The 16,253-nt window shown below is 49.9% G+C and carries 19 protein-coding genes; 4 read left to right on the top strand and 15 right to left on the bottom strand.

Annotated features, from left to right (window positions below):
• Positions 1 to 40 precede the first annotated feature (40 nt).
• Entirely contained in the window at positions 41 to 928 is an 888-nt protein-coding gene (locus SynA1524_RS05170) for a DMT family transporter (protein WP_286188698.1), read from the top strand.
• A gap of 5 nt (positions 929 to 933) precedes the next feature.
• Here the strand turns inward: SynA1524_RS05170 and SynA1524_RS05165 are convergent, their stop codons facing one another.
• From SynA1524_RS05165 to SynA1524_RS05115, 12 genes are all read right to left on the bottom strand, one after another.
• Positions 934 to 1,335: a hypothetical protein gene (locus tag SynA1524_RS05165; RefSeq protein ID WP_286188697.1), complete on the bottom strand. Its 402-nt coding sequence runs from the start codon at positions 1,333 to 1,335 to the stop codon at positions 934 to 936.
• A gap of 50 nt (positions 1,336 to 1,385) precedes the next feature.
• Positions 1,386 to 2,753 (bottom strand): dicarboxylate/amino acid:cation symporter, encoded by a 1,368-nt coding sequence (locus SynA1524_RS05160; RefSeq protein ID WP_186499236.1) that lies wholly within the window; start codon positions 2,751 to 2,753, stop codon positions 1,386 to 1,388.
• A 26-nt stretch (positions 2,754 to 2,779) separates the two neighbouring features.
• Entirely contained in the window at positions 2,780 to 3,661 is an 882-nt protein-coding gene (locus SynA1524_RS05155) for a substrate-binding periplasmic protein (RefSeq protein ID WP_186499235.1), read from the bottom strand.
• Positions 3,662 to 3,746: 85 nt separating this feature from the next.
• Positions 3,747 to 4,520, bottom strand: coding sequence for a phosphosulfolactate synthase (locus SynA1524_RS05150; RefSeq protein ID WP_186499234.1), 774 nt, complete (start codon positions 4,518 to 4,520; stop codon positions 3,747 to 3,749).
• Positions 4,507 to 5,262, bottom strand: coding sequence for a potassium channel family protein (locus SynA1524_RS05145; RefSeq protein ID WP_186499233.1), 756 nt, complete (start codon positions 5,260 to 5,262; stop codon positions 4,507 to 4,509). The genes SynA1524_RS05150 and SynA1524_RS05145 overlap by 14 nt, the downstream gene beginning before the upstream one ends.
• 2 nt (positions 5,263 to 5,264) lie before the next feature.
• On the bottom strand, positions 5,265 to 5,978 hold the full coding sequence (locus tag SynA1524_RS05140) for a Na(+)/H(+) antiporter subunit B (RefSeq protein ID WP_186499232.1): 714 nt from the start codon (positions 5,976 to 5,978) through the stop codon (positions 5,265 to 5,267).
• Positions 5,975 to 6,517 (bottom strand): hydrogenase subunit MbhD domain-containing protein, encoded by a 543-nt coding sequence (locus SynA1524_RS05135; RefSeq protein WP_186499231.1) that lies wholly within the window; start codon positions 6,515 to 6,517, stop codon positions 5,975 to 5,977. The genes SynA1524_RS05140 and SynA1524_RS05135 overlap by 4 nt, the downstream gene beginning before the upstream one ends.
• 2 nt (positions 6,518 to 6,519) lie before the next feature.
• The gene (locus SynA1524_RS05130; protein WP_186499230.1) at positions 6,520 to 6,786 is read right to left on the bottom strand and encodes a monovalent cation/H(+) antiporter subunit G; all 267 of its coding nucleotides are present in this window, start codon (positions 6,784 to 6,786) and stop codon (positions 6,520 to 6,522) included.
• Positions 6,787 to 7,008, bottom strand: a complete 222-nt coding sequence (locus tag SynA1524_RS05125) for a hypothetical protein (protein WP_186499229.1) — start codon at positions 7,006 to 7,008, stop codon at positions 6,787 to 6,789.
• 53 nt (positions 7,009 to 7,061) lie between these two features.
• Positions 7,062 to 7,499 carry a hypothetical protein gene (locus SynA1524_RS12880; RefSeq protein WP_222930512.1) on the bottom strand — a complete coding sequence of 146 codons (438 nt, stop codon included), beginning with the start codon at positions 7,497 to 7,499 and terminating at the stop codon, positions 7,062 to 7,064.
• The gene (locus tag SynA1524_RS05120) at positions 7,499 to 9,037 is read right to left on the bottom strand and encodes a proton-conducting transporter transmembrane domain-containing protein (protein WP_186499228.1); all 1,539 of its coding nucleotides are present in this window, start codon (positions 9,035 to 9,037) and stop codon (positions 7,499 to 7,501) included. Before SynA1524_RS05120 ends, SynA1524_RS12880 begins: the two co-directional genes overlap by 1 nt.
• Positions 9,037 to 9,429, bottom strand: a complete 393-nt coding sequence (locus SynA1524_RS05115) for a cation:proton antiporter subunit C (RefSeq protein WP_186499227.1) — start codon at positions 9,427 to 9,429, stop codon at positions 9,037 to 9,039. Before SynA1524_RS05115 ends, SynA1524_RS05120 begins: the two co-directional genes overlap by 1 nt.
• 81 nt (positions 9,430 to 9,510) lie before the next feature.
• Here SynA1524_RS05115 and ruvA point away from each other — a divergent pair, with 81 nt between their 5' ends.
• From ruvA to SynA1524_RS05100, 3 genes are read left to right on the top strand one after another with little or no spacing between them, the layout of a single operon-like run.
• Positions 9,511 to 10,128 (top strand): Holliday junction branch migration protein RuvA, encoded by a 618-nt coding sequence (gene ruvA, locus SynA1524_RS05110; protein WP_186499226.1) that lies wholly within the window; start codon positions 9,511 to 9,513, stop codon positions 10,126 to 10,128.
• A 44-nt stretch (positions 10,129 to 10,172) separates the two neighbouring features.
• Entirely contained in the window at positions 10,173 to 10,442 is a 270-nt protein-coding gene (rpsO, locus tag SynA1524_RS05105) for a 30S ribosomal protein S15 (protein ID WP_186499225.1), read from the top strand.
• An 11-nt stretch (positions 10,443 to 10,453) separates the two neighbouring features.
• Positions 10,454 to 10,870, top strand: coding sequence for a PAM68 family protein (locus SynA1524_RS05100; RefSeq protein WP_186499224.1), 417 nt, complete (start codon positions 10,454 to 10,456; stop codon positions 10,868 to 10,870).
• On the opposite strand, the gene SynA1524_RS05095 is transcribed toward SynA1524_RS05100, so the two are convergent.
• The 3 genes from SynA1524_RS05095 to SynA1524_RS05085 all read right to left on the bottom strand — a co-directional run bounded on the left by SynA1524_RS05095 (position 10,871) and on the right by SynA1524_RS05085 (position 16,207).
• A complete protein-coding gene (locus SynA1524_RS05095; protein ID WP_186499223.1) occupies positions 10,871 to 14,389 on the bottom strand; it encodes a DNA polymerase III subunit alpha in 3,519 nt (1,172 codons plus the stop codon).
• A gap of 68 nt (positions 14,390 to 14,457) precedes the next feature.
• Positions 14,458 to 15,918: an Asp-tRNA(Asn)/Glu-tRNA(Gln) amidotransferase subunit GatA gene (gene gatA / locus SynA1524_RS05090; protein ID WP_186499222.1), complete on the bottom strand. Its 1,461-nt coding sequence runs from the start codon at positions 15,916 to 15,918 to the stop codon at positions 14,458 to 14,460.
• A 43-nt stretch (positions 15,919 to 15,961) separates the two neighbouring features.
• The gene (locus SynA1524_RS05085) at positions 15,962 to 16,207 is read right to left on the bottom strand and encodes a DUF1816 domain-containing protein (protein ID WP_186499221.1); all 246 of its coding nucleotides are present in this window, start codon (positions 16,205 to 16,207) and stop codon (positions 15,962 to 15,964) included.
• Between the last annotated feature and the right edge of the window lie 46 nt (positions 16,208 to 16,253).

Genomic DNA, 16,253 nt, shown 5'->3' with positions numbered 1-16,253 from the left:
CGCAGGTCGGCGTCCACCCATCAGGAGCACCAGCGCAACCATGGATGAACAGACGTCGACCTGGTGGCAGCGCCAGGAGATGCAGGGAGCGAGGGCCCTGGTTCTGAGCTCTCTTGCCTTCAGCCTGATGACGGTGTGCGTCAAACAACTGGGAGGACGAATTCCCGTCAGCGAGATCGTGCTGGTTCGATCCGTTGTGAGCATTGCCCTGACGGGAACAGCCATGGCGGTTGGAGGGATCAAACCCCTGGGGAACAACCGACGCCTGCTGCTGCTACGCGGCATCTGTGGAAGCGTTGCCCTGCTGTGCTTCTTCGAGGCGATCACTGCATTACCGCTGGCATCAGCCACGGTCCTGCAGTACACCTACCCAACATTCACTGCAGCGGCGGCCTGGCTATTGCTGGGGGAACGGCTGCGCCGTCGCATTGGCTTGGCCGTGCTGCTGGGCTTGCTCGGGGTGGTGTTTGTGATCCAACCGGAATGGCTGGGCGCAGGCCAGAACGGGCTGGCGTTACGCCCAGGGCTGACAGCCCTGGGCGGAGCTTTATTTACAGCTCTGGCATATGTATGCGTCCGACGCTTATCGGCCAAGGAACACCCCTTGGTGATCATTCTCTATTTCCCTGTGGTCTCGATTCCCCTCACGCTGCCGATGGTTCTGCACATCGGGGTCTGGCCTTCAGCGGTGGATTGGATCTGGTTGCTCGGAGTCGGTGTGCTGACTCAACTCGGCCAGATCTGGGTGACCAAGGGGCTGAGCTGTCTGCCAGCGGCGAGGGCGACGTCGCTGAATTACGTCCAGGTGTTGTTCGCTGCTAGCTGGGGGTGGATCTGGTTCAACGAATCAATTACGGCATTCACATGTGGTGGTGCAGCGCTTGTGCTGGGTGCATCCTTTATCAGCCTCTCCAGCCGTCAGGCCTGATCAGATCAGCTCGTGGGCAAGCCGAGGGGGTAGAGCAGCCAACGCTGGGCTTCGCCACCATTGCTTACTGCAGGCCTGGCAAGACTCCACCCTTCTCCGTGCGACCCGCGCTGGAGGTAGAGATCAAAGGCACTGTCCACACGGACGCTGTCCCGAGGTAACTGCCAGTCAAAACTGCCTTCTAAATGCACGAAACGCTCGCCCTCCACCTTGAGGACCTCTTGATGGTCGACGCGAACCCGGCTGACGGCAGGAGCAGAGGCCACAGGTTGCAAGTCAAGACTTTGTGCAATGGAGACCTGGGTCGTCTGGATCTGTGACTGCAAGGCCTCAATGACAATGGCGCGGGGCGGCTCATTGCGAAGGGTGCAGGACGACAGGGTTACGACGATCAAGAGCCCTGACACAACAGTCAAGAGCTGGCGTATCATCCGAGATAGGGACTGAATCGGTTGCATCAACCACCTTCTAGTGAGGCAACATCACCCTGCTGGCTGAGCAGACCAAGGGAGGAACTGGATGAGACATCAGACAGCTCTGAGTTGCTGGACTTGGCTGAGGAAATCACTGAAATCGCGATCGCCAAAACACCGGTTGTAGCAGCACGCGGCAACGTAAGAATCGGATCAATCGCTAAGAGAAGAACTAAAACAGGCGGGATCGGTACTTGGAAATAAGAGAGCGCGACAGCAATCGTCGGAACAGTGGCAACACCAGTCAACCCAGCAGCCGAAATCCCTGTAAAAGCGCCAAGGAAAATGACCTCCAAAAAACGCACAGGTGTAAGACCCACATCGTAAAGATTGAGAGCAAAGACAATCGCGATGACGTTGTAAGTAACATTACCCAAACGAGCGATTAACAGGCTGAGAGAAGCTGATGCTTCAACTTCGGATTCATCACGCCCCATCCCCTTGAGGGTCTCAAACATCAGTGGATATGCCGTCATACTGCTGCCAGTGGAAAGACTGAGAAGAAAGACAGAGTCCACAGGATTTGCATCAGTCGTCGCTCGCTCACGCGTAGATGTGAAACGACGAAAAACAAGCCTTGAGATACCAAGAGAGGCAATTGCCGTCAGGAAAACACAGATTGTAAAGTTTAAAAGCGCAACAACAATCTCAGCGTTGATAGTAGAAACAGCGCCAGAGATCAGACAGATAAGAACAAGAGGAGCAAGATTTAGCACAATGCTTAAAACCTGCACTGACGTAGTGTTAACACTGCGAAGAAGCGAAAGCAGTGGTTGGGTTAGACCAGGATTCAACCTGGACATAGCCAAACCAGCCAAAACCGATCCACTTATTACTCTCAGTGTCTGACCAGCAGATGCATCAGCCAGAATATTGCTGGGAACAATTTTTGCGATCCAGAAGTCGCTAGAGATTGATGAAGCTGCGACATCTCCCCCTACGCGAATATCAGTCGTATCAAGCATGAAACGACCAATTGATAGTTTTCCATCCGGTGACAAAACTCCAGGCGCCTGATAGATAGAAAGAAGAAGTGCCAGCAAAGATGCGAGGAGAATCGTCAGCGTCAAGGAAATCACAAAACGACTGGAGAAGCGCAACCGGCGCTGAGCCGACCGATTGTCTTCATTAAAAATATTAGCAATTGAAATCATGACGGCAGACAACACAAGCGGAATCGCCGGGAAAGCAATGAGTTGAACCATTGCCAATCCAACGTCATTTAAACCAGAAGCAAGCTGTGTTGGTATAACTCTTCCGAAAACAATTGAAAACGGAAGTATATAAAGGAAGAAATTGCGAGGTTTTCGAAGTGCCGGGAGAATCGAGAACACCCGATCAAGAAATGACATGGAATCCTGAGATGTCTGCATAATGATCAAGATACTGGCTGGTAATAAGCTTGATATTCATTGAGGATGCGTTCGTCAGACTTGACCTCACCCCACTCTCGACGAATAAAGACATCAAGAAAGTCCGAAAATCCTATGTAGCCCTTCTCGGAAAGATAAATAGATTTTCGATCAATAATATCGTCAAAAAGAACAGGGACGTATTTAAGCGATAAATCAGGATCTTTATAAACAATTGGCTTGATCTCAGTGGCATCACGATAAATTGCATCGATAGCTGATTTTTTGGTTTTGGGGTCAACAGCCAACAAAGCCTTCTGAGCATCCTCCCAGTTTTTGTAGCCAACAAATTTACAGTTTGGGAAGTTAACTTTCGCCTCAGTTTCCCAAGTTGAGTTTTCAATAGAACCAATGCGGATATTTGAAGTTTTCAACGCATCGCCAAAACCATCATCTTCCGGATCGACTCCTAGACTAGAAATAAACTTTCGATCTGCGAGGAGAGCATGACGGAAGCTCAAATACTGGACAGGAAATGCGTCAAATAATCGATTATAAGTGAGACCCAGCTTGCCGATCGCTAGATCAAAATCGTCAGCACCAACACGCTCTACAAGTGAATTAAAGCTTTTTGATTCTCTATCAAATTGAAGATCAACGCCAAGCTTGTCAGCAAGTTCGCGGGCCAGCTCTACATCATATCCTTGCAGTTTTTCTGTTTTTTTATCGATATAGTATGCGGGAGGCGTATTGTATGGTGGCAATCCGACTTTTAAATATCCACGTTGTTGAATCGAATTTATGAAACTATTTTCAGCAGCCAAAGCCGGCAATGCCTGCAATAATGCTACGGTCAAGGTGAAAGCAATTAGATGCCTTACGAATGCTTTTGGCCATTTAGGCGACATCAATAGAGCTAGGAAATGGTCATTATAATGATAGGCGAGAATAAGCCTATTGACAATCTGCTAGCTGACGTCAAAAAGAAAAATATTAAAATATTGCTTTGGATTCAAGCAGCGTGTCTGAACGCAACCCAAGACGTAGTGACTGAACTGCTAAGAGATCAACCAGTGAAAGATTACCCAGGTTGACCGATGCACCATAACGTTTAATCAAAAAGGTCTGAACAGACTTGATTGGTGCCTCAAACAGTAGAGAGTTGATGGGAAGTGAATTGCTTATGGAATCAAGCATGACCGCGTTGACATCGCCACCAGTAGAAACATATCCCGAGCGACCCGACTCACGTGATTCAAGTACCACTAAGGAAGCCCCTGCATCTGATGAGAGCTCACAATGGGCAAGCCATTGTGATGGAGCAAGGGCCTGGGAGGGGTCTGAGGATTTCCTCCCCACTTCACTCATAACGTAATAGTCTGAAGAAAGTTGCTTAATATAGGACGCATACAACGAGTCATCAATATCAATTGTGCCTCGACTAAGTTCAACATATTGCAGTCCATATTGTTCAATTTTTTTCACAAAGCCCGCAAAGCCATGATGATGAATCATATACTCAAAAAAAGTGCCACCAAGTAGAGGCTTAATCCCAAATCGTTCACAGATTTCCTTCTTCGACTCAAACTCAGGATCTATCAAAGCACTTCCCCAACCAAATTTTATAAAGTCGATAAATTTATGATAGGAAGACACATAGGCCTCAAAAATTACAAACGGAGTTCCAACATCTAATATATGATTGAGTGAATGCATAGAAACACCATATTGATTATTAAGCGCAATGGAAGGACTAGATTTTTCCACTTGACTCAATCTCGTTAAACTTAGCATTAGCCTCAAGAATGTTAGCTGTTAACAACGCGACGCAAACAATGCCAACAATACCAAACATGATCGCAAGGACTTTCCCAAGAGATGTTGTAGGTGTAACATCACCATACCCAATCGTGGTCATCGTGACAATAGAAAACCAAAAAGCTCGTACAATGGATCCAAAATGCGCAGAGTCATTAGATCTTTCAAGAAGATAAATGCAAAATGCCATCACATATGTCACAATCGACAATAAAACAAGCGGGAAGAAGGTGTATGCAGGGGAATCAAAAATAATGAACCTAACTCTCATCAAAACCAGCCTAAAACTTGAAAAATAAATAGATATTAGCGCTTTGAAGACATAAACACCAATGACAACAAAAGAGTCATTAGAAAACAGATCGGTAAGCAGAATCAAGACTACGCATAAATCGACCAAGGCATATCTCGAAAGTGCGCTATAAACAAGGCCCTTTAGAGAGTAATCCATTTGAGCCCATGAGTTGGCAAGTTTGCCGATATAGTCACTAATGAAGAAAAGTTCAATAATATTGAGAGTAAAGCGTAAAAATATTTGACCTGATGGAGTGTCAAATGTTGGCTCAGTCGTCAATGCAATTTGAGCAAAGAGGGTAATAATGACGCTATTCAAAAGCAGTGAATAAGATCGGCCTGGAAGACGACCGCTATAGTCACCGAAGTACCAATCATCAGTCTCTCGATATGACATCGTTAAAGGACACCTCTCTTCACAATAAATAGGCGAAGAATAGACCATGAGCCGATAGTAACTTTGAGGGCTGCAACGATATTCAATAGTGGAATATAAATTGTAGGTGGAACTGTGGCGAAGACAGACTGTGGAAGTAAGAAAGAGCTAAAAGTTGCGAGTGCAACCAGCATAAAAACAATAACGGCTACTTTTTCAAGAGCAGGAGAATTACTACCAAAGTAAAACGCCTCAACCTTTTGAATTCGTCCAGTAATCATCAAAATAGTAATCGATGTTGCACCAGCAACTCCTGAGGCAAAGCCACCTCCAGGAGTTAAATGACCTTTGACTGCAAGATCAATCGCTAGAAAGCAGCTTAGTAATGCAGCGAAATCGAGCAGTACTCGGATAACTTGATCATTAATACCAACAAATTTTTCCTCTGAATCTTCTGCATGAAGTAGGATTTTTACTCCAAGACCTGCAATTGTAAATACGGTCACTTCTCCAATCGTATCAAAAAGTCTTGTACCCAAAATGACAGAAGTCACTGCGTTTGGAATCTGCGTATATTGTGAAAGATATTCAACAATCTGCTCTGTGTCTCGCGCAACTGAATCGTCTCGCGTGAATAAGATCATCAGCATCACGGCTGTGATTGCTACGAGATAGACAGTTGACTTTGCTACTTCTGAAGAAAGCGTAAATTGTCTTGGTGTTTTGCTCGAAGTCATGGTCGAGAAGGTAATAAACAAAGAGTAATTTTATCTTCCAGAAATTTACTAGAGTCTGTCAGAGTGACATCATCGAGTAAAGATTGGACTTCAAAGAAACAGGTGGAATTGTGAATCAATGCATGAGGTGAACCTGATGACTTGGCTGAAGAAAGAAAAACCAAATTATCTGCGCAAGAATCTGTGAAGACCTCTGACTGGTATTCAATTTTTAAATGCAGTTCGTCAAAAATTAACTTCAAGCAATCTTTTATATTTTTGTGCGGAGGATTATTTGTATCGACGATAATTACAATTGTATAGCAAGAGCGTATTGTAACAATATAAATCAGCGAGGACAGTAGAGTCCCTACCATAACTTCGGTGAGTGCAACGTCAGGTGCACCAATTAATGCATAAATCAAAGCAGCAATGCTACCCAAAAATGATCTATAAATTAAACTGTTTATTGGAGATTGTGATTGAATTAGAAGGATGCCAAGTATGGGAAGTAGAAGCTCGAACGGAAGGAGCAGAGCTGTACTTAGAAAATCAATCATCATTAACGATTAGAGATGTTACCAATAATGTAACTAAAAACAGTATTCCAAAGTGATAAAGAGATTGCCGTTACTAAAAAAATAGGCCAATATTGCGGAGCACGAATCAACAAGGCCAGAAGAATTAGGAGTGAACCAACACTATCTGAAACTGTAAGAGTATGTAGCTTATAAAATATTGAATGTTCTCGATTAACAATAGGCAATGTGCCCCATAGCCAAAAAATTAAGCCGATAAAAAGAATTGCGAATGAAAGTAGATTTAACATTTAGATTTTCAACTCCAAAAGAGAAAGAATCAACATGCCAGCATCACCAACAATAAGAATGAAGGCACCAATACAACCAATCATCCAATCACCTCTGAAGATACCTGCTGCAATAACAATAAAAGCAAGTTTACTGCCAAAACTTGAAGCATAAGCTATTCTTTCAGGAGTATTAGTCGTCCTTGAAATAGCAACAACTGGAATCATACTGATCAACAGCATCATATAAATGATGCTGTATTCAATAATCTCGAGGGGTACGAGATCAATATTTTTCATAACGTATCCCTCACATTCTGATCATAATCCGATTGTGACGAACCAACTAGATGGACTCTCCACTGATCAATGTCAATCCTGCGTAAAACAAGAGACATTGGGGTAAAAGTGATTCGAAATAAATCCAAGAACTCGGCAAATCTAGAACCATTTCGTGTTCTAGAACTAACCTTCTCATGAACAAATAGATCAATGGGATGTTGAATCAGAATCAATTGAATACTTTCTTTCAGCATATCAAATGGAAGACGCAATGTCAGCAAGAGCTCAGGAATTAAAGCCTTGAGTTGAAGTTTACGAAAATCACCAAATGGGATCAATACGCAAACAACGAGGCCAAAAATGATATTACTTGATTCAAAGCTTGAGGTCACTAGACACCAACATAAAAGTCGGAAAAGCAACAGAATAGAAAGTCGAATAAAATTGGTCATCAGATTTTTAGGTATAGAAGGTTGGCAAGTAGCAAGGCTGCAACAAGGAACGGTGCACCAACGAGATCAAGTGTGCGAGTGATAGGCTTTACAAATTCGTCGGCTTGAATTCCGACCACTGATATAAACAGAATCCCACCAAGAATGGCTGAAACAATTGCTGAGCGAATTGATGGGGTTGAATATAAAGTAGTATCAACAAAAGAAAAGTATATAAGAGAAATTATTGATACCAACAAGATCCATAGCCTGGGAGTCGACAGCACATCAATTATGTTAAGGCTAATTCGTCTAAGTGCCAAAACAGTCTGAGGCTGTTGATGGTCAATAAAATTAGAAACTCTATCAAAAATCAAGCGAGCATAAACGGTTGATGTTAATAAAGCAGCCGTTGTGTAAATGATCTTAGCTTCATAGGGTAAATCTGTTTTAACCCAATTCTTGGTAATGAAACCGCTTAAATATGGAAAGCCCATGATCGAAAGACTTGCGACAACAAACACAATCACACGGATGAACTCCTCCACTGGAAGAGATGGGACATTCTCCAATTGATTGTGTAAGTGGCTGACGCTGTCGTCACTCAGTTTAGAGCGATCTTTGGTGTGAAGAGTTGAGAAGAGAAGTGCTTTGCAAATTCCATGTTGCATGGCATATGCACAAGCATATGTGGGTGAAAGTATTGCAATTCCAAGTTGTGAAACAGAGCTCCACCCCAAAGCACGACCACTCTCTCGTTCAAAAACCGCATAAATTGCCGCCACAACAGCACTGACGACACCGATAACAACCATTGAGTCACCGATCGGAATCAGAATCTGACTCATGCGTGCAATCGGAGCAATGCCGGCACAGGTCACACAACCCGACAGAACAGCAGAGGATTGACAGTTAGCGTGTGAATAGATGTTTGGGACCCACAAACCACACAAAAAGACTCCTGATTTTGTGAGAAGCCCCGCAACGATCAAACACAAAGCCGTTTCAGGGGCTCGAACAAGATCAGTCAACAAAAAAGACCCTGTGTATGTAAAAGCCTGCACAACACCAATGAGGTAGATCAGCATTGCAAGGCCTCCGCCTATCAAGTACTGAAAAGCATGGAAAAGTGATTTTTTATCACTACGATCGGCAATCAATAAAAATGCAGCGAACCCAACCAATTCGAGAGCAATAAACATGCTAACGAGATCAACTGTGCTGAAGGCAATCAACAATGCAGTGAAAAGAACCAAGCAGACTTGATAAAAGTAGTGAGAGAATCGCCGATAAAAAAGACCAAAGCAGATTAATAGTGTGATCGAGCTTCCGAAGACGAGCGGAAACGTATACAAATCAATAGAGAATTGAATACCTCCTTCACCAACCAAAGTGAAGACGTAAGAGACTCCGGAACCGATCAGGTTTTGAGACAGGAAGGCATACGCAAGAAGCATCGCCACACTTACTGGGAAAACAATTCTGGGAAGAACACATCCCAAAAAACCCAGCGCTGCAGGCAAAAAAATCAAAGCCGGCAAAAGAATTTGAGAATCCATCACTTCTCTAGGTTCCTATAGCGAAGCATTGGGGATTGACGCCCCAAACGCAAAGCAATCGCACAGAGCAAAGCCTGCGTTGCAAAACCAATCACAATGGCAGTCAGAATAATTGCTTGTGGGTAAGGATCCGAATACTGGCTGTAGCGACTCTCTGCAACAATCGGAGTTTGCGCTCCGCCAGAGGCGGCGATCAAAACAAAAATGCTGATTGTCGCAGTGTCAATGACGTCGAGGGAAAAAAGTGAGCGCAGAATCGATTTTGAATTCAACAATCCGAAACAGCCAATGATGATCAAGGCGACCATCGGAATAAGTCTTATTTTTTCAGGAGTTAATTCCATCATGGTGGAGCCGTTCTCCCATTTTAGGTCTTGGCCTTCAAGCGTCAAGCTTCAGCAAGCACTTGTTAACCTGAAGCTCAATTAAAACCCGATTCGACACGTTTACGATCCATTGATTGAGTTCAAGCAATGATTGGCTGGCTGAAGGGTGAGATCCAGCATCGGGACCAACGCAGGTCACGCAACCTTGTTCTGATTGGTTGTGGCGGCATCGGCTACGAGGTTTATCTCGTTCAACGGGACTGGCAAACTCTGTCAACTGGAAAAGTCCATGAATTCTGGATTCATCAAGTGGTCAGTGCTGACAGCCTTCAACTGTTCGGATTTCTGCAAGTGGCTGAACGGGACCTGTTCAGGGAGCTGATCCAAGTGAGCGGTGTGGGGCCTCAGGCCGGATTGTCCTTACTCGATGCCTGTAAGCCAAACGAACTTGTAAGGGCTCTGGTCCACTCCGACATCAACACCCTCTGCAGAGCAAAAGGAGTGGGCAAACGAACCGCTGAACGTCTTGCTCTGGAGCTACGCACTCGGCTGGTGGACAGCGATGGTTCCATCGATCCAGATCTCAATCAGGTGGATTCTGTTCCTCCTGACCTCATCGCAACACTGGAGACCCTCGGCTACGAAACCCATGAGATCCAAAGCGCGCTGCAACGACTGAGCAGCATCGGAGGTCCCCAGGACGGTGATGACGATGACGCCTGGCTGAGGGCTTGCATCAAGCTTATGTCTTTTTTGGGACCATGACCGGGTAAGGTGGTTGTTTGCACTGACAGGGCTGCACCCCGCGCATGTCGCTTGATACCACCGAGAAGCAACAGCTGATCAACACTCACCAAACCCACGGCACCGACACCGGTTCCGCGGAGGTCCAGGTCGCCATGCTGAGCGAGCGGATCAACCGTCTCAGCAGCCACCTCCAGAACAACATCCACGACTTCTCCTCGCGCCAGGGGTTGCTGAAGATGATTGGTCGGCGTAAGCGCCTGCTGAGCTACATGCGTAACAAGAGCGAGCAGCGGTACACCGAGATCATCGCCAAACTGGGCATCCGCGGCTGATCGAGCGCACCATGCCTGAGGACCGTCAGTCACTGCCCTTTGAGCCCAAGGGTTCCAAAAAGGGTGGTTCCAAAGGCGACGGAAACGACCCAGCCATCCGCCAGGAGGCCATTCCCCGTTATGTCGCTGACAGGATGGCTCGTCGTGTGGCGGTGTTCACAGGTTTGCCGACTGTTGCCGGCATGGGCGTTTTTGTTGGCAGCTATCTGCTCATCACCAAGGGTATCGCTGACATCGCGCCCGGGCTGACTTTGGCGGGTTCCGGCTTCTTTTTTCTACTCGGGCTGGTGGGGCTGAGTTTTGGGGTGCTGAGCTCCAGCTGGGATCAACAGCCCGGTTCGCTGCTTGGTATGGAGAATCTCAAACCCAACGTTCAACGGATGCGCCAGTCGATCAAAGCTCAGAAACAACAGAACAAGTCCGACTGATCAACCCAGCACCATGGGCTCTGAATGACGGGCCGTGAAGGCCTGCGTCTTCAGGGCTTGCAGCGCAGCTTCCGCGTCCTTGACGCAGAACTGAGAACCCAGCCGGACATAGCGAACTGATTGACCCTCGCGAACCGCTGCAATAACGGGCACCTTGACGCCAAGTTCCTCACGCTCAGGTCGATATTGCGTCAAGCACTCCCTCAACTTGTGTTGGATGGCGATGTCGCTGGCCTGCTGAGAGGAGAGTTCGACGAGAAGAACAGCGAGGTCGTCAATGACCCGGCAGTCATCAATGATCAACTGCACGCGATCATCCCGGCGATCGACGCCTGCCCAGACGAGAAGACGCGCCTCTGTCATCAGATGGTCCGCCAGTCGGGCATAACTCTTGGGAAACACCACGGCTTCGCAACTGCCCGAGAGATCCTCCAGCTGAAGGATCGCCATTCGGTCCCCCTTGCGGGTGGTGACCTGACGCAACTCAGTGATCATCGTGACGGCACTGACCTTGGCTTTGTCCGGTTGCTCCTCAAGCGCCCCCAGGCCGATGGGTGCGAGGAGTCGAGCACTGGGAGTGAGTTGCTTGAGCGGATGGTCAGACAGATAAAATCCAAATAACTCTTTTTCCAACTTGAGCTTCTCGGCTGGGCCGTAATCCGCCACCGGAGCGGCCTTGGGAGCGAGGCTGAGATCAGAGGCGCCGTCCTCATCGTTCGGAGCTGCCATCAGGTCAAACAGGTTGCCCTGGCCACTGTCACGGTCCTTGGCCCTCGACGAAGCCCAGTCGAGGAGAAGATCGAGATCAGCCATCAACTGGGCTCGGTTGGCGGCTGGATCCATGGAATCCAAGGCACCGCAGTGAATCAGAGATTCCAGTCCGCGGCGGTTGAGCACCGAGGAAGGGATCCGATCACAAAGATCCGGGAGAGAACGGAACGGGCCATCGATATCCCGTGAACGAATCAACTGACGGATGGCCCCATCACCAAGGTTTCGAACAGCGGACAAACCGAAGAGGATGCGATCGCCGTTCGGAGTGAAATCTGTGCGGGAGGCATTGACGTCCGGTGGCATCACCTCGATGCCCATGGCATTGCAATTGGCGATGTAACGCTGCACCTTGTCGGCTGCGCCGGCATTCACCGTGAGCAGGGCGGCCATGTAAGCGACGGGGTAATGCGCTTTCAGATAGGCCGTTTGATAGGTGACGGCGCCATAGGCCGTGGAATGGCTCTTGTTGAAACAGTATTCAGCGAACAACACCATCTGATCAAACAGTTCATCCGAGACCGCCTCGTCCACACCCCGCTCGGCAGCACCCTTCACGAAGATGCCGCGATGTTTCTGCATCTCCGCCACTTTTTTCTTGCCCATCGCCCGCCGGAGCAGATCTGCCTGGCCGAGGGAATAACCGGCGAGGTCCTGGGCAATGCGCATGATCTGCTCCTGGTAGACCATGATTCCGTAGGTTTCACTCAGAATTGGTTCCAGAATCGTGTGGGCGAAGTCAATGGCTTCGCGGCCATGTTTGCGGTTGATGAATTTGGGAATCAGGCCGGCATCCAAAGGACCAGGTCGATACAGCGCCAGGATTGATGAAATGTCCTCCAGGGAAGACGGCTTCAGATCACGGACGATCTGTCGCATGCCACTGGACTCCAGCTGGAAGATGCCTTCCAGATCCCCACGGGCCAACAATGCGAAGGTGTCGGCATCCTCAGCCGGGAGCTTGTCGGGATCCAGCCGCGTTCCGCTGCTGACTTCCACCAATTCCAGGGTTTTATCAATCATCGTGAGATTCTTGAGGCCCAGAAAGTCCATCTTCAACAGACCCATGGATTCCACGTCTTCCATGAAGTACTGCGTGATCACCTGACCATCGTTGTTGCGCTGCAATGGCACCAATTCATCCAATGGATCAGCAGCAATCACCACACCCGCTGCATGCACACCAAAGGTTTTATTGGTTCCCTCGATGCGCATGGCCATATCCACCCAGCGCTTAACAACAGGGTCGGATTCGTATTTCTCACGAAATTCCGGCGTTGGTGACTCCTCACCAATCATGGCCTTCAATTTGGCGGGCTTTCCACGGACAACAGGAATCAATTTCGCCAGCCGGTCGGCATCGCCGTAGGGAATGTCCAACACCCTGGCCACATCCTTCAGCACCGCCTTGGACGTCATCCTGTTGAAGGTGATGATCTGGGCCACTTTGTCGTCGCCATAGCGTTCCGTGACGTAATCAATCACTTCACCACGGCGTTCAATGCAGAAGTCGGTATCAATATCCGGCATGGATTTGCGTTCCGGATTGAGGAAACGTTCAAACAACAATCCGTTGGTCACCGGATCAATGTTGGTAATGCCAAGGGCATAAGCCACAAGGGATCCCGCCGCCGAACCTCGGCCGGGCCCCACTGGAATCTTTTGTTCACGCGCGAAACGGATGTAATCCCACACCACAAGGAAGTAGGTGGGGAAACCCATCTGTTCCATGATTTTGAGCTCATGGGCCATCCGCTCGGCGTAGTTCTCCGGAATGGATGCATCGGAGGACAGCTCGAGTCTCTCCCGCAAACCTCGCTCTGTGACCTCTCGCAGGTAGGTCACCGCAGTATGTCCCTCAGGAATGGGAAAGCGAGGCATCTGGTAGTGGCCGAGGATGTCGTAGTCCTCAACTTTCTCGGCAACAGCCACGGTGTTGGCGATGGCTTGACGCACAACATCAGGCTCAAGATGATCCACGAAGAGTCGGTTCATCTCCTCTTCGGTCTTGATGTATTCCGTGCCGGTGTAACGAAGTCGTTTCTCGTCGCTGATGAGTTTGCCCGTGAGCACGCAAAGCAAGGCATCGTGCGCCTCCACATCCTGCTTGCTCAGGTAATGAGCATCGTTGGTGGCCACCAATTGGATGCCGAGTTCCTGGGCAATGCGCACCAGTTCAACGTTGACAATCCTGTCTTCAGGAGAGCCATGATCCTGAATTTCGAGATAGAAATCTTCCCCGAAAACCTCCTGATACCAACGGGCCACATTGCGGGCAACATCCGGCCGGCCCCGCAGGATCGCCTGCGGCAATTCTCCACCGAGACAGGCGGTGGAGATGATCAATCCTTCCCTGTACCTCTTGAGAAGATGCTTATCAATGCAGGCGCGCGAGAAAATTCCCCGCCCCCGCATTCCCCGCAGATGGCTGATGCTCGTCAGCTTCACCAGGTTGCGGTAGCCGACTGCATTCTTGGCAAGAACAACCAGGTGGTAGCGCTTCTCTTTCTTCGGCTGAGGATCATCGATGGATCCATTGATCACATACATCTCATTGCCGATGATCGGCTTGAGATCGGAGCCCTTGCATAGTTTCAGCAGCTCGATGGCGCCATACATCACCCCGTGATCCGTCAGGGCAATGGCAGGCATGCCCAGTTCCTTGGCGCGCTCCACCATGGCCGGAAGCTGCGATGCGCCATCCAGCAGGCTGTAATCGCTGTGGTTGTGGAGCGGAACGAATGCCATAGTCCCAGCCTAGGACCTAACGCAAGATCAAGCGTGCGACCAATGACTGGGGCACCAGATGTGGTGGGTCAGGGGACCAAAGAGGCCTCAGGGCGTTGCGCGAACACATCAGCAGCCTGTTCGTACTGGTGAGCCACCTGCAGCAGACGCGCCTCGTCGAGCACATTGCCGATCAGCTGCATCCCGATCGGCAAGCCAGCAGTACTGAATCCACAGGGAACACTGATCGCCGGGAGACCTGCCAGGTTCACCGGAATCGTGAGCAGGTCTGCCAGATACATCGCCAGCGGGTCATCGGCATGGGCACCCGCCTTGAACGCCGGCGACGGCGCCGTAGGGGTCAGGAGAACATCCACCTTCTGGAACGCAGCATCGAAATCGCGTCGAATCAGCGTGCGAACCTGCTGGGCCTTGCGGTAGTAGGCGTCCACATAACCGGCCGAAAGGGCATAAGTCCCGATCAGGATCCGCCGCTGCACTTCCGCGCCAAAACCTTCTGCACGGCTTCGGGCCGTCATTGACGCCAGGCTCTCGGCGTCCTCAGCACGGAAGCCGTACTTCACACCGTCGTAACGCGCCAGGTTGGCCGAGGCCTCCGACGGAGCGATGACGTAGTAAGTGGCGATGCCGTCGTTGAAGCGTGGACAGCTCACATCCACCAGTTCGGCACCGAGGGCCTCCAGTTGGGCTGCAGATGCCTGCACCGAAGCCTTGACCTCAGCGTCCAGTCCTTCCGCTTTAAAGCATTCCCGGATCACACCGACCCTCAGCCCCTTGATCGATGCAGCCAGACCAGCGCTGTAATCGGGAACATCCGCTGTCAAACAGGTGGAATCACGTTGGTCGTGACCGGCAATCACCTGAAGCAGCTCAGCCGCATCCGCCACACAGCCGGCAAAGGGACCGACCTGATCCAGGGAACTGGCAAAAGCGACCAGTCCCCAGCGACTGACCCTGCCGTAGGTGGGTTTCAAGCCCACAACACCACAGAACGATGCCGGCTGGCGGATCGAACCACCGGTGTCTGAGCCCAGGGAGGCAAGACAACTGCCCGATGCCACGGCCGCAGCACTACCACCGGAGCTGCCACCGGGAACGTGCTCGATGTTCCATGGGTTTTTGGTGGCACCAAAGGCCGATGTCTCGGTGGAACCGCCCATGGCAAATTCATCGAGATTGGTTTTGCCCACCAACACCGCTCCAGCGCCCCAGAGCCGATCCGTCACTGTGGACTCGTAAGGTGGCACGAACTGTTCAAGCATGCGGCTCGAGCAGGTGGTGCGGACACCGCGGGTGCAGAGGTTGTCCTTGATCGCCAGCGGCAGACCCGCCAGCGGACCGAGGTCCTCACCGGCAGCACGGGCCTGATCAACACGATCGGCGTCAGCGCGGGCCCGTTCAGCTGTGACCTCCACAAAGGCGTTGAGCGACGGCTCTGACCGCTCCAAACGCTGCAGATGCTCATCCACCAGCTCTCTGGATGAGACTTCACCAGCCTGCAGTCGCTGACGCCACGCGCTGATCGTCATGAAACTGCGATCTGTTGCAGGAGCGACGCTATCAGCCGCGGGATCACCCCTCGGCAGCGATGGTCAATGGTTCGCTGCGACGGGTGCGCAGCAGGGTGTGACGAATGGACTGGGGCTGCTCTGAACCCACATCCTCAAGAAAGGTGGCGAGCTCAGCTTCCAGTCCCTTACGGGTCAGGAAAGGACCGAACCAGTACGTCACATCGGGCCCGGTGGTCTCAACACGGGCCCACCAAGCAATTCCGACACCATTGGCGAGGCTGCGCAGCGGCCGGATCAAAGGGCTCATGGAGCTCATGTGTTGTAGGGGCATTTTGCACCGACCAGGCCAAATA

Origin of the sequence: Synechococcus sp. A15-24 (genome assembly GCF_014280195.1) — a bacterium.
Classification (GTDB): Bacteria; Cyanobacteriota; Cyanobacteriia; order PCC-6307; family Cyanobiaceae; genus Parasynechococcus.
Note: the sequence above shows the minus strand (reverse complement) of the source record. Positions and strands in the feature narration are given on the sequence as shown.

Excerpts from the sequence above, each read along its gene's own strand:
- SynA1524_RS05130 (WP_186499230.1), bottom strand. The coding sequence starts at position 6,786 with ATGTTAAATCTACTTTCATTCGCAATTCTTTTTATCGGCTTAATTTTT.
- SynA1524_RS05135 (WP_186499231.1), bottom strand. The coding sequence starts at position 6,517 with ATGATTGATTTTCTAAGTACAGCTCTGCTCCTTCCGTTCGAGCTTCTA.
- SynA1524_RS05140 (WP_186499232.1), bottom strand. The coding sequence starts at position 5,978 with ATGACTTCGAGCAAAACACCAAGACAATTTACGCTTTCTTCAGAAGTA.
- SynA1524_RS05120 (WP_186499228.1), bottom strand. The coding sequence starts at position 9,037 with ATGGATTCTCAAATTCTTTTGCCGGCTTTGATTTTTTTGCCTGCAGCG.
- SynA1524_RS05100 (WP_186499224.1), top strand. The coding sequence starts at position 10,454 with ATGCCTGAGGACCGTCAGTCACTGCCCTTTGAGCCCAAGGGTTCCAAA.
- SynA1524_RS05125 (WP_186499229.1), bottom strand. The coding sequence starts at position 7,008 with ATGCTGTTGATCAGTATGATTCCAGTTGTTGCTATTTCAAGGACGACT.
- SynA1524_RS05095 (WP_186499223.1), bottom strand. The coding sequence starts at position 14,389 with ATGGCATTCGTTCCGCTCCACAACCACAGCGATTACAGCCTGCTGGAT.
- SynA1524_RS05145 (WP_186499233.1), bottom strand. The coding sequence starts at position 5,262 with ATGTCATATCGAGAGACTGATGATTGGTACTTCGGTGACTATAGCGGT.
- SynA1524_RS12880 (WP_222930512.1), bottom strand. The coding sequence starts at position 7,499 with ATGACCAATTTTATTCGACTTTCTATTCTGTTGCTTTTCCGACTTTTA.
- SynA1524_RS05155 (WP_186499235.1), bottom strand. The coding sequence starts at position 3,661 with ATGTCGCCTAAATGGCCAAAAGCATTCGTAAGGCATCTAATTGCTTTC.
- gatA (WP_186499222.1), bottom strand. The coding sequence starts at position 15,918 with ATGACGATCAGCGCGTGGCGTCAGCGACTGCAGGCTGGTGAAGTCTCA.
- SynA1524_RS05085 (WP_186499221.1), bottom strand. The coding sequence starts at position 16,207 with ATGAGCCCTTTGATCCGGCCGCTGCGCAGCCTCGCCAATGGTGTCGGA.
- SynA1524_RS05160 (WP_186499236.1), bottom strand. The coding sequence starts at position 2,753 with ATGTCATTTCTTGATCGGGTGTTCTCGATTCTCCCGGCACTTCGAAAA.
- SynA1524_RS05170 (WP_286188698.1), top strand. The coding sequence starts at position 41 with ATGGATGAACAGACGTCGACCTGGTGGCAGCGCCAGGAGATGCAGGGA.
- ruvA (WP_186499226.1), top strand. The coding sequence starts at position 9,511 with ATGATTGGCTGGCTGAAGGGTGAGATCCAGCATCGGGACCAACGCAGG.
- rpsO (WP_186499225.1), top strand. The coding sequence starts at position 10,173 with ATGTCGCTTGATACCACCGAGAAGCAACAGCTGATCAACACTCACCAA.